The 13773-nt window shown below is 27.5% G+C and carries 13 protein-coding genes; 11 read left to right on the top strand and 2 right to left on the bottom strand.

Annotated features, from left to right (window positions below; all coding sequences use genetic code 11):
* Window positions 1-47 precede the first annotated feature (47 nt).
* From LEBU_RS06275 to metA, 4 genes are all read left to right on the top strand, one after another.
* Window positions 48-1076, top strand: coding sequence for an NAD(P)H-dependent glycerol-3-phosphate dehydrogenase (locus LEBU_RS06275; protein WP_015769499.1), 1029 nt, complete (start codon window positions 48-50; stop codon window positions 1074-1076).
* 30 nt (window positions 1077-1106) lie between these two features.
* A complete protein-coding gene (locus LEBU_RS06270) occupies window positions 1107-1928 on the top strand; it encodes a sigma-70 family RNA polymerase sigma factor (RefSeq protein ID WP_015769498.1) in 822 nt (273 codons plus the stop codon).
* Between the two features lie 16 nt (window positions 1929-1944).
* Entirely contained in the window at window positions 1945-3072 is a 1128-nt protein-coding gene (dnaN, locus tag LEBU_RS06265; protein ID WP_015769497.1) for a DNA polymerase III subunit beta, read from the top strand.
* Window positions 3073-3504: 432 nt separating this feature from the next.
* Window positions 3505-4443 (top strand): homoserine O-acetyltransferase MetA, encoded by a 939-nt coding sequence (gene metA / locus LEBU_RS06255; RefSeq protein WP_015769495.1) that lies wholly within the window; start codon window positions 3505-3507, stop codon window positions 4441-4443.
* A gap of 183 nt (window positions 4444-4626) precedes the next feature.
* On the opposite strand, the gene LEBU_RS06250 is transcribed toward metA, so the two are convergent.
* On the bottom strand, window positions 4627-5223 hold the full coding sequence (locus LEBU_RS06250; protein ID WP_015769494.1) for a YiiX/YebB-like N1pC/P60 family cysteine hydrolase: 597 nt from the start codon (window positions 5221-5223) through the stop codon (window positions 4627-4629).
* A gap of 290 nt (window positions 5224-5513) precedes the next feature.
* Between LEBU_RS06250 and LEBU_RS06245 the strand changes: the two genes are divergently transcribed.
* From LEBU_RS06245 to LEBU_RS06225, 5 genes are all read left to right on the top strand, one after another.
* Window positions 5514-6320 (top strand): Mrp/NBP35 family ATP-binding protein, encoded by an 807-nt coding sequence (locus tag LEBU_RS06245; RefSeq protein ID WP_015769493.1) that lies wholly within the window; start codon window positions 5514-5516, stop codon window positions 6318-6320.
* Between the two features lie 63 nt (window positions 6321-6383).
* Window positions 6384-7061 carry a response regulator transcription factor gene (locus LEBU_RS06240; protein WP_041760901.1) on the top strand — a complete coding sequence of 226 codons (678 nt, stop codon included), beginning with the start codon at window positions 6384-6386 and terminating at the stop codon, window positions 7059-7061.
* A gap of 109 nt (window positions 7062-7170) precedes the next feature.
* Complete coding sequence (locus LEBU_RS06235; protein WP_015769491.1) at window positions 7171-7806, top strand: superoxide dismutase; 636 nt, start codon at window positions 7171-7173, stop codon at window positions 7804-7806.
* A gap of 458 nt (window positions 7807-8264) precedes the next feature.
* Complete coding sequence (locus LEBU_RS06230; protein ID WP_015769490.1) at window positions 8265-9098, top strand: hypothetical protein; 834 nt, start codon at window positions 8265-8267, stop codon at window positions 9096-9098.
* 648 nt (window positions 9099-9746) lie between these two features.
* Window positions 9747-9959 (top strand): DUF1858 domain-containing protein, encoded by a 213-nt coding sequence (locus tag LEBU_RS06225; RefSeq protein ID WP_015769489.1) that lies wholly within the window; start codon window positions 9747-9749, stop codon window positions 9957-9959.
* Between the two features lie 580 nt (window positions 9960-10539).
* Here LEBU_RS06225 and htpX read toward each other — a convergent pair.
* Window positions 10540-11397: a zinc metalloprotease HtpX gene (gene htpX / locus LEBU_RS06220; protein WP_015769487.1), complete on the bottom strand. Its 858-nt coding sequence runs from the start codon at window positions 11395-11397 to the stop codon at window positions 10540-10542.
* Between the two features lie 529 nt (window positions 11398-11926).
* Between htpX and LEBU_RS06215 the strand changes: the two genes are divergently transcribed.
* Both LEBU_RS06215 and dusA read left to right on the top strand, forming a co-directional pair.
* Window positions 11927-12724 carry a M48 family metallopeptidase gene (locus LEBU_RS06215; RefSeq protein ID WP_015769486.1) on the top strand — a complete coding sequence of 266 codons (798 nt, stop codon included), beginning with the start codon at window positions 11927-11929 and terminating at the stop codon, window positions 12722-12724.
* Window positions 12725-12771: 47 nt separating this feature from the next.
* Window positions 12772-13767 carry a tRNA dihydrouridine(20/20a) synthase DusA gene (gene dusA, locus LEBU_RS06210; protein ID WP_015769485.1) on the top strand — a complete coding sequence of 332 codons (996 nt, stop codon included), beginning with the start codon at window positions 12772-12774 and terminating at the stop codon, window positions 13765-13767.
* The last annotated feature ends 6 nt before the right edge of the window (window positions 13768-13773 follow it).

Raw genomic sequence — 13773 nt, 5'->3', positions numbered from 1 at the left:
TTCTGAGACAGTAATTAAATTTATAAAAGAAAGGAAGGGAGATAATGATGAAGAATAAAAATGTACTGGTTATTGGTGGTGGAAGCTGGGGAACCTGTCTTTCAAAATTATTGCTAGAAAATGGGCACAATGTGTATTTATGGGAACATAATGAAAAAGTTAGGGAAGTTATCCGTAATACAAAGGAAAATCCACAATTTTTGACAAATATAAAACTGCCTGACAATTTAAATGTTGTAGATGATTATGGAGAAGTACTTGAAAATCCTGAAAAATATGGTAAAATAGATATTCTATTATTAGCAACTCCAACTCAATTTTTAAGAACAATTTTAAAAAGATTGAAAAAATTCTTAAATTATAATATAATACTGGTAAATGTTGCAAAAGGGCTGGAAATTGCTTCAAAAAAAAGAATTTCTGAAATGGTGGCTGAAGAGCTTGAACATAAGGAATACAGCTATGTTTTACTAGCAGGGCCTACACACGCTGAAGAAGTAGCGCAAAAATTACCGTCAGCCATATTATCCGTATCTGAAAATGAAGAAGCTGCAAAAACTGTACAGACAACATTCAGTAATCTGTATTTTAGAGTATATACAGGAACAGATTTAATGGGAGCCGAACTTGCGGGAGCATTAAAAAACTGTCTTGCAATCGCAGCAGGAATTGCTGATGGAATGGGTTATGGAGATAATACAAAGGCAGCTCTTATAACTCGTGGAATCAATGAAATGTTTGAAATTGCAAAATATTACAATGCTAATCCTAAAACATTTATGGGATTATCAGGGCTTGGAGATATTATTGTAACTTGTACAAGTAAGCATAGTAGAAATAGATATGTTGGAGAAAAGCTGGGGCAAGGTGAAAAAATAGAAGATATAATTTCACATATGAACATGGTTTCAGAAGGTGCAGAAACAATAAAGGCACTTTATAAAATTATTAAGGAAAATAATTTAAAAGCACCTATTTTTACAGCACTTTACGAAGTAATTTATGAAGGAAAACCAGTTTCGGAACTGGAATCTACATTTATGAGCAGGGATTTAAAATCAGAATTTCTAAATTAATATATTAAAAAATAAAATTGGAGTGAGGTAATGGAAGATAACAACTTAAACTTAATGTCGTTATATCTAAGTGATATTCAAAAATTTGATTTGCTCTCAAAGGAAGAGGAGTATGAGCTGTTAAGACGAATTAGGGAAGACAATGATGAACAGGCAAGGCAGTTACTAATTTTGTCAAATTTAAGATTAGTGATAAGCACAGCAAAAAAATCTCTTGGAAATGGGCTTCCTTTAATTGACTTAATTAGTGAGGGTAATATTGGCTTGATAAAAGCTATAAATAAGTTTGATTATGAAAAAGGGCATAGGTTTAGTACATACGCAGTATGGTGGATAAAGCAGGCAATAAAAAAAGCTATTATTAATATAGGACGCGATATACGTATACCGTCTTACAAATATGAACAGTTATCAAAAGTAAACAAAGCTATAAAGGATTATACTGCTATTCACGGTGAAGCTCCATCAACAGAATACATTGCAAAAAAGGTTGATTTGAAGGAAAGTAAAATTATTTTGCTTTTGGGGGAATTTCAGGATATAATGTCATTAAATGAAACGATAGGAGATAATATTTATCTGGAAGACGTTATTGGAAAAAATGATGACGTAGAGGATAAAATTATAAAAGAAGATCAATTGCTAGAAATGAGAGAATTACTGGAAAGGATTCTAAATGAGCGTGAAAGAAAGATTCTTGAATATCGTTACGGATTATATGATAATAAGATTCACACATTAAAGGAAATCGGTGAGCAGATGGGGATTACACGTGAAAGAGTCAGACAGATTGAGAAAAAAGCTATCACAAAATTAAAGGAACATTTGGAAGAGTACAAGGATATACTATAAAAAGGAGAGGTGAAATATGTTACACATAATTGTAAACAGAAAATCATTATTAAAAGCTATAACTATAGTAGAAAATGCAGTAAGTGAAAATAAAATAAGAGAAGTTCTTTCTGGAATTTATATTGAAACAAAGGATGAAAAGGCAATTTTAAGAGGAACTGACTTGGAATTGACCATAAATACAGAAATAGAGGCACAGGTGGAAGAAGATGGGAAAATAGTTATAAAACACAAATTAATTGAAGAATTTTTGAAGCAAATTTCTGATGAAAAAATTACTTTAATTGAAGAAAATGGAAAATTGATAATTCAATCAAGTTCAACAAATACCGAATTTTCATTATATAATGCTGAAAATTTTCCTACTCAATCACCATTAAATACTGGAGTTGAGTATATTTTTTCTAAACAAAAATTATTAAATAATATTGAAAACGTAAAAATTTCGGCTTCCACAAATCCAGAAAATCTTGCTGTAAACTGTATCAGAGTCGAAATTGAAGAGGATAAGTTAAAACTTATTTCATCAGATACATATAGATTAACCTACATTGAAGAGGATTTGGAAGAAAGTCAAAAAGGGAAAGAAAACCTTAGTTTAAGTGTTCCGTTAAAAACAATTGATGGATTAGTCAAAATTATGAAACTGATAGATGAAGAAAATATAACTTTAAAATCAGATGGTTCAAAAGTATTTTTCCAATTTTCAAATGTGGAAATTTTGACTCGTACAATTGATCTGCAATTTCCAGATTACAAGTCAATTTTAAATAATTCTCAGCATAATAAAAAAATATTATTAAATACAAAGGACTTTTTATCAGTATTAAAAAGAACTTCTATATTTGTAAGAGAAAATAAGGAATCTAAAAATGGTGGAATATTCAATTTTGCCAATAACAAGCTGTTGCTTACTGGAACAAGTGAAAATGCACAGATAAAAGAGGAAATTGTAACAATTCAGGAGGGTGAGGATTTAAAAATTTCATTAAATGTCAAATTTTTGCTTGACTACATTTCTACAATTGAAGGGAAAGTTACAGTTCTAGAATTGTTAAATAACAAGAGTTCAGTAATTGTAAGAGATGAAGATAATGATAAATCACTGTATTTCACAATGCCATTGGCACTTAGGGAAAGTTAATTAATTTTATGAAGGGAGACTTTAATTAATGAAGAAAAAAAGCTTAAACCAATCGGAGACAATTAGATGGTTAGTATTTTCATTCTTACCAGAATTTATGACTCTATTATATGTTATTGTTAGAAGTATAATCAATCCTTATTTCTTAAACTATTTCCTTATTACTGCATTATTTTTTTCAGTTTTCATAACAATATACACTTATTTAAAAGCAGGATTAATGGTTTGTTCATATTTCATATTAGTTAAAATAAACAATAATGAAACAGATGATAATAAAAGACAATCTAAGAGAAATATTTTTACATTAGTAATGGTAATGATGAATTTGGTATTATTACTTCTGATTATAATTCCTATGCATATTTCTATGCATTAATAAGCATTTTATAACTCAATTTTTAGATAAAATAACAGAAAGGAGAATATGCAGTGCCTATAAAAATACCAAATAACTTACCGGCTGTAGATATTTTAGCAAAGGAGAACATCTTTGTAATGGATGAAAATAGGGCATTGTCGCAAGATATTCGTCCTTTAAAATTTATAATAATAAATCTAATGCCTACAAAAATTGAAACGGAAACCCAATTGTTAAGATTACTTAGTAATACTCCACTTCAAATGGAAGTAACTTTTTTAAAAATGACATCGTATGTATCAAAAAATATTTCAAAGGAACATATGTCTAATTTTTATAAAACTTTTGAAGATATAAAAAATGAATATTTTGATGGTCTTATTATAACTGGAGCACCGGTAGAAAACCTTCCTTTTGAAGAAGTCATTTACTGGAAAGAACTTTCCAAAATAATGGAATGGAGTAAAACTCATGTTTATTCAACAATGTGTATTTGCTGGGGAGCACAAGCAGCACTTTATTATCACTATGGAATACAGAAATATCCTTTGAAGGAAAAACTTTTTGGAATTTATCCTTTAAAAATTGATATTTATCATACAATGCTGTTACGTGGATTTGACGAAGTGTTTAATATGCCGCAGTCACGACATACTGAAGTACATGCCCAAGATATTGAAAAAGTGCCTGAATTGGAAATTATAGCAAATTCTCAAAAGGCGGGAGTGAGCATTGTAAGAACCAGAGATAAACGTAACATATTTATTATGGGACATTTGGAATATGACAGAATGACGCTTGCCAAAGAATACGAAAGAGATTTAAAATTAGGAAAAAATATAAAAGTCCCATTTAATTACTATCCAGATGATGATACAAGCAAAGAGCCGCTTTTTGTATGGAGAGCTCATGCAAATCTATTATTTTCAAACTGGGTAAATCATCATGTTTACCAAGGAACACCATATGATTTGACAGAACTGGAAGAAATTTCTAATTTTCATATTTAATAAAAATAAATTTAAAATTTTTAAAATAACAAAAAAAACTGTTTTATAGAAAATTTTTTATCTAAACAATAATATTATTTATTGATTAAAGAAAATAAATTCTATTTAACAGTTTTTTCTTTATATTTTTCTTTATAAATGTTAATTTAAACTATAATTTCTTAATTTATTCGATTTTGCCAATTAATTTGCTGATTTTGGAGATTCAGTGCTGTAAAGTGAAATATTTTCTAATAATGGAGAATCCATAATATCAAAAGGCATAACCCATCCACCTCCGTTAGAATCAAGATTTACTTCACGTCCTATCTTTTCTCCAGCTTTTTTGAATACAATATATATAAATTGTGAACAATATAATCTTTTATCAAAATTTTTATGAAAAGTTATTCCATAAGGTTTAGTAGTAGTTTCGTCAATTTCTTTAAATAGTGCGGCTTTAAATTTATCATCAATTCCTTTTAGTCTAAAAATTGCGATTTTTCGGTTTAGAGTTTGCCAGACATAAAGAGGGCTTTCGCTATATCCAGCAGAATAAGACGGAAATTCAACCACTTTTTTATGTTCGTTTAGGACGGCTGCATGCCCCCACATTGAACGTAAAGTTGGTTTCTTTGATAAAATAAGGATATCACCAGGCTGCAGTTTATCTACGTTGGAAATAACTTCTCTTGGTGAGTACCAGAAATATTTGTCTTTATTCGTTTTACATACGAGTGCAAAAGTTAGCATAAAAAATAATAATATTCTTCTAATGTTTAACTTTAAGTGAATGTTCATAATTTATTCCTTTCTTATAATTGATTAATAATAAAAAAACTGAACTATAATTTTAAAATCTTAAACTTTTTTGGATTTTTTTCAAGACAGTTTTAGTATATTATATAAAAAAGATTGAAATTAGTCCAGTTTTATTTTTATATAAAGATATAATTTATTTATAATAACAAAAATATTAATTTTTTTTGAAAAAATTTTAAAAAATAGCTTGTATTTTTTCTAAGTTTATGTTTTAATTAAAATAGGGAAATTAAATAAAATTAAAATATTTTTAGAGTAAGGAGGAATGAATGCAAACTAATACAGCTTTGATAGAACGAAAAAAGAGAATTGATTCCAATATGTCCCAAATTAAGCATAAAATTGTGGTAATGAGCGGTAAAGGTGGAGTCGGGAAGACAACGACGGCTATTAATTTAGCCTATGGATTATCATTACGAGGATATAAAGTTGGTGTTCTTGATGCTGATTTACATGGACCTAATGTTCCAATTATGTTTGGAAAAGAAGGAGTGAAGCTTTCAAAGATTTCTGAACCATTAGAAATAACAGAAAATTTACATATATCATCTCTTAGCTTTTTTGTTCCAGATAATTCACCAGTAGTATGGAAAGGACCACAAAAAATTACAGCAATAATGGAAATGCTGGAAGGAATTAAATGGGGCGAAATTGATTTTCTCATAGTTGATCTTCCACCGGGAACAGGCGATGAAACATTAGGCATTGCACAGAATATCGGAACAGATTCAAAAGCGGTAATTGTTACAACTCCGCAAAAGGTTTCTTTACTGGATTCTACAAGAGCAATAAATTTTGCTAAATTAATTAACTTAAATGTGCTTGGAATAATCGAAAATATGAGTGGTTTTATTTGCCCTGATTGTCAAAAGGAAATAAATATTTTTAAAAAAAATGGTGCAGAAAAAATGTCCATGGAAACAAAAACAGACTTTCTAGGTTCAATACCATTAGATGAAAATATAGTAGAGTCTAGTGATAACGGATTACCATTTATTTCAAATGATTCCGTAGCATCGAGAAAAATGAATGATGTGATTGCTAGAATAATCGAAAAATTAGAATTGGAAAGGTAAATAAGAAAGAAAGGAGAAGCATAGTAACATAGTTATTAGACAATGTTATTATACAATAGAAAAATGAAAGTATTAGTATTCAATAAAAATGAAAAAACAAGAATGGTTGTAGGTCAATTATTAAAAGAATTAAGTTTCAATGTTATATTGGCAGAAAATGAAGAACAGTTATTAGATGCACTAAAAACAGAATCACTTGATATTTCTTTTTTAGATATTAGTTCTATAGAAGATTTTCCATTGGCAATAGAAAGAATATTGAGATACAAGAAGCAAAGCTATATTTTGATGGCAATTGAGCAAGATGATAGATATGCTAAAACGGAAGCCTTATTAAAAGGGATAGACGATTATGTTTATAATGATTTTAGACTGGAAGAACTTTCAGCTAAATTCAGAGCTATAGTTAGAATTTTGAACAAGCGGTTGACTGAAGATGAAATGGGAATTTTGACAGCTTATGATTTGACATTAAATCCTGCGAATAGAGAAGTTAAACGTGATGGAAAAGAAATAGAATTAACAAACAAGGAATTTTTACTGCTTGAATATTTCTTAAGAAATAAAAATAGAGTTCTTACAAGAACTATGATTTCAGAAAAAATCTGGGATATAGATTTTGTTTCAGAAAGTAATATTGTAGATGTATATGTTAATTTCTTGAGATCAAAAATAGATAAAGGATTTGATCAAAAAATTATAAAAACTGTAAGAAGTGTTGGATATATTATAAAAGAGTAATTATTCACAATTGTAATAATAACAAATTCATAAAAAATATAAATTTTTATTGATTTTATAAAAATAATATGCTAAAATGTATCATAACAATAGATTAGGAGTGATAAAAATGTTTAAACAAATAGAATTATCTTATAAATTTGACGCTTTAGAACCAAATATTGACACAAAAACAATGGAAATCCATTATGGGAAACACCATGCAACTTACACTAATAACTTGAATGATACGTTAAAAAATAATGCACCAGAATTTTTAGAAAAACCGATTGAGGAAATTTTGGAAAATTTAGAAATATTACCAGAAAGTATACGTGGAGCTGTTAGAAATAATGGAGGAGGTTTCTATAATCATAATTTATATTTTGAAATAATGGGGCCTAACGCTGGTGGAGAACCTACAGGCGAACTAGCAGAAAAAATTAATGAAGCATTTGGAAGTTTTGAAACATTTAAAGAAGAATTTTCAAAAGCCGCAGCAACAAGATTTGGTTCTGGATGGGCTTGGCTTGTTGTAAATAAAAATGGAAAATTAAAAGTAACTTCAACTGCAAATCAAGATAACCCATTAATTCCAGGAGCAACAACTTGTGGATGTTCAGAAGGAACTCCGATTTTAGGAATAGATGTTTGGGAACATGCATATTATCTAAATTATCAAAATAGAAGACCAGATTATATTTCAGCATTTTTCAATGTTATAAACTGGGATGCAGTAGCTAAAAAATATGCAGATGCGAAATAGTAAATAACAAAATAAGTTAAAATTAAAAAAATCAAATAATTAAGAAATATAAAATATTGCTATAGATTGAATTGGATAAAATTAATAATTATTTAATTTTGTTTCTAGTTCAATCTTTTTTATTTTTATAGGACAAACTTTCAATTCTTCATGATTTTAGTTGTATAAAATAATATTTTTTGTTATAATATTATTGAAAATAAATTAGAATTAGGCTATGTCTGAAATCCCAAAATCTATGTTATTTTTAATATTTTTTTTATTGTATAAATTATACAAATCACGATAAAATCAGTGTTTATAATTTTTGATTTTGGAAAAATTTATTAAAAATACCTCATTTTTAAAATTTTCAGACACGCTCTATGCAAGTAATGAATAATCGGTTATTTTTAATTAAAATATTCACTTTTTTTATAAAAATTTGAAATTTAAAAAAATACAAGGAGTGATTTTTTATGAAAAAATTTTTAATTATTATTGGAATTATGGGATTAATTTTTTTGCAAGGAATATATGCTGGAAATAATACTTCTAAAAAAACTTTACAAAATGAGAATAAAGTAACAAAATTATTTGATATGGAGAAGCTGAATAAATTTGAAAAAGATAAGAAAAATATTACGGAAAAACTAAAAAATTCAAGTAAGGAACAAGCAATTGAAATTTTTAATACATACTATAAAAATACTTCTGAATATTTATATGAGAATGGCGACACTATGCTGGATAAAAGTGTTCGAGAAAAATCATTTAGTGAAAATGAAATGAAGCAAATTAATGAGAACTTTTTAAATAAATATGGATTGAAACTTTATCATGCAGGAGAAGGAACATTTGCTGTCAGAACATATTCAAATTTTTATTATGATATATTTAAAGATTATTTAAGCGATGACTATAAAGAATATTTGAAAATAATTGTTAAGGAAAGCGAAGAACCATTTGCGAGCGACGGTGGTGTAATAATCCCTGTTGGTGAATTAGGAGATAGAATTATAATTTGGGAAAATTTTATGAAAAAATATCCAAATTTAGATAAAAAATTAAAAAACTTAATTAATAAAGAGTTATTAGAGTACAGAAATGCTTATATTCTTGGATTAGACAATACTCCTACAATGTCAGACAACGGAAAAATATTAAATGAAAATAACATAGAATTTAACAGATTTATAAAAAAATATCCAAATAGTCCAACAACAGAAATTATAAAATATTTACAAAAAAATTATCAAAATAAAGATATTCAAAGTGTGATTTATAAAAAACTACAAAATATTTCATACTAGAATATAAATTTTCTTGATAATCTAATTAGAGTTATTCGAAAATTAAAATATTTAAAACATAGTCTAAAAACTGTATAATTAAAATAGTTTGAAGATTATGTTTTTTTTGTGAAATAACTAATACTAACCTCCTTTTGAAAATAGGAATAAATTTTTATAAGGGTTATTTGATAGCTATTTCATAATCATTCAACTAATTACTATGTTTTTTCTTTTTTGTTTTTGTAGGATTGCTCATTGCCGCAAATCCTACAACCTATGGCTAGTCTACGACATTTTTCTGCACTGACAAAAAACTCGCTATGCTCAAACAGTTTTGCCAGCACAGAAAAATGCTCCGACGAATTAGTTTATACTAGACTCTGTTTAAAAAGTAAAAATTATATTTTAATTATTTGAAAATATTAGGTTTTTATCCTTTGCTAGAAAAGTTTGTAATAAATTCGTTATTTAAATGGGGCTTAGTATAAAATAACTAAAAGATATAAAGAACTAAATTTTGTATGAAAATTGTTTATAATTTTTCTATTTACGTTAAAAATATATTTATTTAATTTTGAGTTAGAAAATATTTGATATTTAAAGTTGACTAGTATACTTTAATCTGATATACTTACATTGTAAAACAATAATTAATGGAGGAAAATTATGGCAGAAAAAATAACTAAAGATATGAATATAATGGAAGCGGTGGAAAAATATCCGATTATTGCTCAAGTACTTATGAGATATGGGCTTGGATGTGTGGGATGTATTATTTCAAGTGCTGAAACTTTAGGTGAAGGAATTGCTGTTCACGGATTAAATCCTGATATAATAATTGATGAAGTGAATATGATTCTTGAAAAACAAGAAGGGTAGTAAAATAAGTTTCTATTTTAATAAGATTTTATAATAAAAAAGTGTACTACTGATAATTAAATATTTTAGTACACTTTCTTTTATTTTTATAATATTAATAAAAATCCGTAAATAATATTTGTTAATAAAATTATGCCAACTAGGAATCTATTTATAAATTTAAAAATATCCTGACTGTTAAAAGTAAAACTTAATATTAGATTTAAGAAAGAATATATTAAGAGTACTAGTGAAAAATTTTTAAAAATTAAGTATTTAGGGGTTTTTAGCAATATCAATGCTGGGGGTAACAAATATCTGAATGAAGTAAAAAAGCTGTACAAAAATATAGTTAAAACTTCAAATAACAGTATAAGTATAGTTATTCTTTCAGCAAATTGAACCCTTTTATCATTTAGAAACAAAAGCGATACCATAGAGTATATTCTTACAAAAAGTAATAATAATGTTAAAAAAGTAAATGCATTAATCATATTTGACTCTTCTCCATATTTTGTTATATTTTATTTTTTACCGTTTACATCTTATCATATTTTAAATAAATTCTCAAGAAAAGAAAAAAGAATTTTAAATATGAATATTACAATAAATGCTTTTCTCTTGCCATTTTTTCCAGTTCTCTTATTCTATCTTCAGTTGAAGGGTGGGTACTGAATAAATTTTTAAGTTTGTCAAGGCTTGAAAGAGGATTTATGATAAACATATGTGCTGTTGCAGGATTTTCTTTACTCATTGAAAGATTGTGGCTATAATATTCCAATTTCTTTAAAGCATTTCTTAAGTATAAAGGATTACCTGAGAATTCAGCACCAGCTCTATCAGCCATGTATTCCCTTTTTCTTGAAATAGACATTTGAATAATAGAGGCTGCGATTGGAGCTAAAAGAGAAATTAGCACTGTTCCAGCAAGATTGTTGTTTCTTCTTGAGCGATTATTATTCTGAAAATACGGTAAAAGAGTTATAATATATGAGATAGCTCCAGCAAAAGTGGCAGCAATGGTACTTATCAGGATATCCCGATGTTTTATGTGTCCTAGTTCGTGAGCTAAAACCCCAGCTAATTCATTATTATCCATTAATTCAAGTAATCCGGCGGTACAGGCAACAGCTGCATTTTCAGGATTTCTCCCAGTTGCAAAGGCATTTGGCTGACGTTCAGGGATTATGTAAATTTTTGGCATTGGTAATTGGGCATTGTTTGCCAGACGTTGTACTAGTTTGTAAAGCTCAGGATTATTATATAAATTGACTTCACGTCCATGATAGGCTTTAATAACTATTTTATCACTAAACCAGTAACTGTAAAAACTCATTCCGCCTGCAATTAAAAGACCAAGCAAAGCTCCTTTAGAACCTCCTATTACTTGACCAACGATTACAAAAAGAACAATTAATACAAACATCAAAAAACCTGTTTTCATAGTATTTATGAACATAAATAAAAATACCTTCCTTTCTTCTTTTTTAAAGACATTATATTATAAATTAGCTTATTTTTCAATATTATTATTTACTATATCAACGTTTTTTCATTTTTATAAATAAATTTTTTGTTTATAACATTTACTATTTATTATCGGACATAACATATTATATTTATATATAATATATATAATTAAAAATTAAATAAAATAATTAAATAAATATAAAAGAAAGAAAAAAAGAGTAAAGTTAAATAAAATATAAAATAAATAGAATAAAAATAAAAGCTAATAAACAATAAAATTTTTAAATCAATAAAAACCAATAAATAAACATAACTTAGTAAATTCAAAAATCAATTAATTGTATAATCTAATCTATAAAATAAGGAAATCATTTATAAATTAAGTGTCGTATTAGGAAAAATAATAAAAATATGATAAAATATTGCTTTATAACTTGAAAATTATAAAAAAAGATTGTAAAATATATATGATGTTTATAAAAAAAAATTTAAGATATATCAAGAAAGGAAAATAATATATGAAAAAATTTTCAAAAATTTTATTTCTAATTACAGCATTAACAATGATTTCTAGCTGTACAGTTGCGCCACTTACTGGGAGAAAGCAATTAAAACTTATAAGTGATGAAAGCGTTATTTCCAGTTCTTCTTCTGCATATGCTAAACTTATATCAGACGCAAGAGCTAAAAATTTATTGGCAAATAATACACCAGACGGGGAACGATTAAGAAGAATTGGTGGAAGAGTAAAATCGGCTGTAGAACAATATTTAACTTCAAACGGAATGTCGAAAAAATTATCTAATTTAAACTGGGAATTTAATTTAATAAGAAGTGATCAAATAAATGCTTTTGCTATGCCAGGTGGTAAAATCGCTTTTTATACTGGAATTATGCCAGTTTTAGGTAATGATGCTGGAATTGCATTTGTAATGGGACATGAAATTGGACACGTTATTGGTGGACATCATGCTGAAAGTTCAAGTGGTAGAGCTTTAGCAGGAATTGCTGCGACAGTAACAGATGTGGTAACAGGAGGAAATGCTGTATCTTCTCTTGTTTCTGGTGGACTTTCAATTACTCTTTTGAAGTTTAATAGAACTCAAGAATATGAAGCAGACAAATATGGAATGATTTTTATGGCAATGGCAGGATATGATCCAGCTGAAGCAATAAGAGCCGAAGAAAGAATGGAATCACTTCTTTCATCAAATAAAAGAGTAGAAATTTTATCTACACATCCATCTGGAAAAAATAGAATCGAAGCAATGAAAAAATTTTTACCTGAAGCAATGAAATATTATAGTGCTAGATAATTTATACTTTTGCAATTGAAAAAATGTAAGTAGGAAAAAGAAAGGAAATGTTGTTTGTGAAAAATAAGATAAGCATAGCTCCAATGGTAGATAGAACAGACAGAAATTTTAGAAATTTTGTGAGAATGATAAATAAAGATGTTCTTTTATATACTGAAATGATAACAGCACAGGCTATTATTAATACAAAAGATTTAAATTATCTATTAGGTTTTGATAAAATAGAAAATCCCATTGTCTTACAGATTGCGGCTACTAATCCGAAGGAAGCATACGAAGCGGTAAAAATTGCTGAAAAATATGATTATGATGAGATTAATCTTAATATTGGATGTCCTTCTGACAGAGTGTCAGGTAATATGATGGGAGCTTATCTTATGGCATTTCCAGAAGTGGTGGCAGACATTATAAAAGCTATGAAAGATGCGACCAATAAACCTATTTCGATAAAGCATCGAATTGGAATTGATGGAAAAAATATATTGCCTGACTATTTTGAAAGAACGTTGCTGGACAAGTATGAAGATATGATGAATTTTATTAATATAACTAAGAAAACAGGTGTAAATAAATATATAATTCATGCAAGGATAGCTGTACTAGCAGGACTTGATCCAAAACAAAACCGTAGTATTCCGCCATTGAGATATGATGAGGTTTATCGTGTAAAAAAGGAAAATCCAGATTTACATATAGAAATTAATGGGGAAATAAAAAGTGTTGATGAGATTGATGAACATTTGAAATATACGGATTCTGTAATGATGGGAAGGGAAATTTATGATAATCCTATGATTTTAACTGAATTTGGTAAATATTATGGAAAAGATATAAATATTACACGTGAAGAAATTATCGAAAAAATGATTTATTATGTGGAAAATATGGAAAGACAGAATATTCGTCCACATTTGTTCTTAATGCATACTCACGGACTATTTCATAATGTTCGTGGCAGTAAATTTTGGAAAAGAGCAATTAATAATCCAAAAGCAAATTCTGAAACATTAAGAAAATTGTTGAGTGAAATAAAAAATTATTAATTAGCA

The sequence above is a fragment of the Leptotrichia buccalis C-1013-b genome (genome assembly GCF_000023905.1).
GTDB classification, from domain to species: domain Bacteria; phylum Fusobacteriota; class Fusobacteriia; order Fusobacteriales; family Leptotrichiaceae; genus Leptotrichia; species Leptotrichia buccalis.
This window is presented reverse-complemented; position numbering and strand designations above follow the sequence as displayed.

Coding starts and splice junctions, on each gene's coding strand:
- LEBU_RS06240 (WP_041760901.1), top strand. CDS start 6,384: ATGAAAGTATTAGTATTCAATAAAAATGAAAAAACAAGAATGGTTGTA.
- htpX (WP_015769487.1), bottom strand. CDS start 11,397: ATGTTCATAAATACTATGAAAACAGGTTTTTTGATGTTTGTATTAATT.
- dnaN (WP_015769497.1), top strand. CDS start 1,945: ATGTTACACATAATTGTAAACAGAAAATCATTATTAAAAGCTATAACT.
- LEBU_RS06215 (WP_015769486.1), top strand. CDS start 11,927: ATGAAAAAATTTTCAAAAATTTTATTTCTAATTACAGCATTAACAATG.
- LEBU_RS06230 (WP_015769490.1), top strand. CDS start 8,265: ATGAAAAAATTTTTAATTATTATTGGAATTATGGGATTAATTTTTTTG.
- LEBU_RS06270 (WP_015769498.1), top strand. CDS start 1,107: ATGGAAGATAACAACTTAAACTTAATGTCGTTATATCTAAGTGATATT.
- LEBU_RS06235 (WP_015769491.1), top strand. CDS start 7,171: ATGTTTAAACAAATAGAATTATCTTATAAATTTGACGCTTTAGAACCA.
- LEBU_RS06245 (WP_015769493.1), top strand. CDS start 5,514: ATGCAAACTAATACAGCTTTGATAGAACGAAAAAAGAGAATTGATTCC.
- LEBU_RS06250 (WP_015769494.1), bottom strand. CDS start 5,223: ATGAACATTCACTTAAAGTTAAACATTAGAAGAATATTATTATTTTTT.
- dusA (WP_015769485.1), top strand. CDS start 12,772: ATGTTGTTTGTGAAAAATAAGATAAGCATAGCTCCAATGGTAGATAGA.
- LEBU_RS06225 (WP_015769489.1), top strand. CDS start 9,747: ATGGCAGAAAAAATAACTAAAGATATGAATATAATGGAAGCGGTGGAA.
- LEBU_RS06275 (WP_015769499.1), top strand. CDS start 48: ATGAAGAATAAAAATGTACTGGTTATTGGTGGTGGAAGCTGGGGAACC.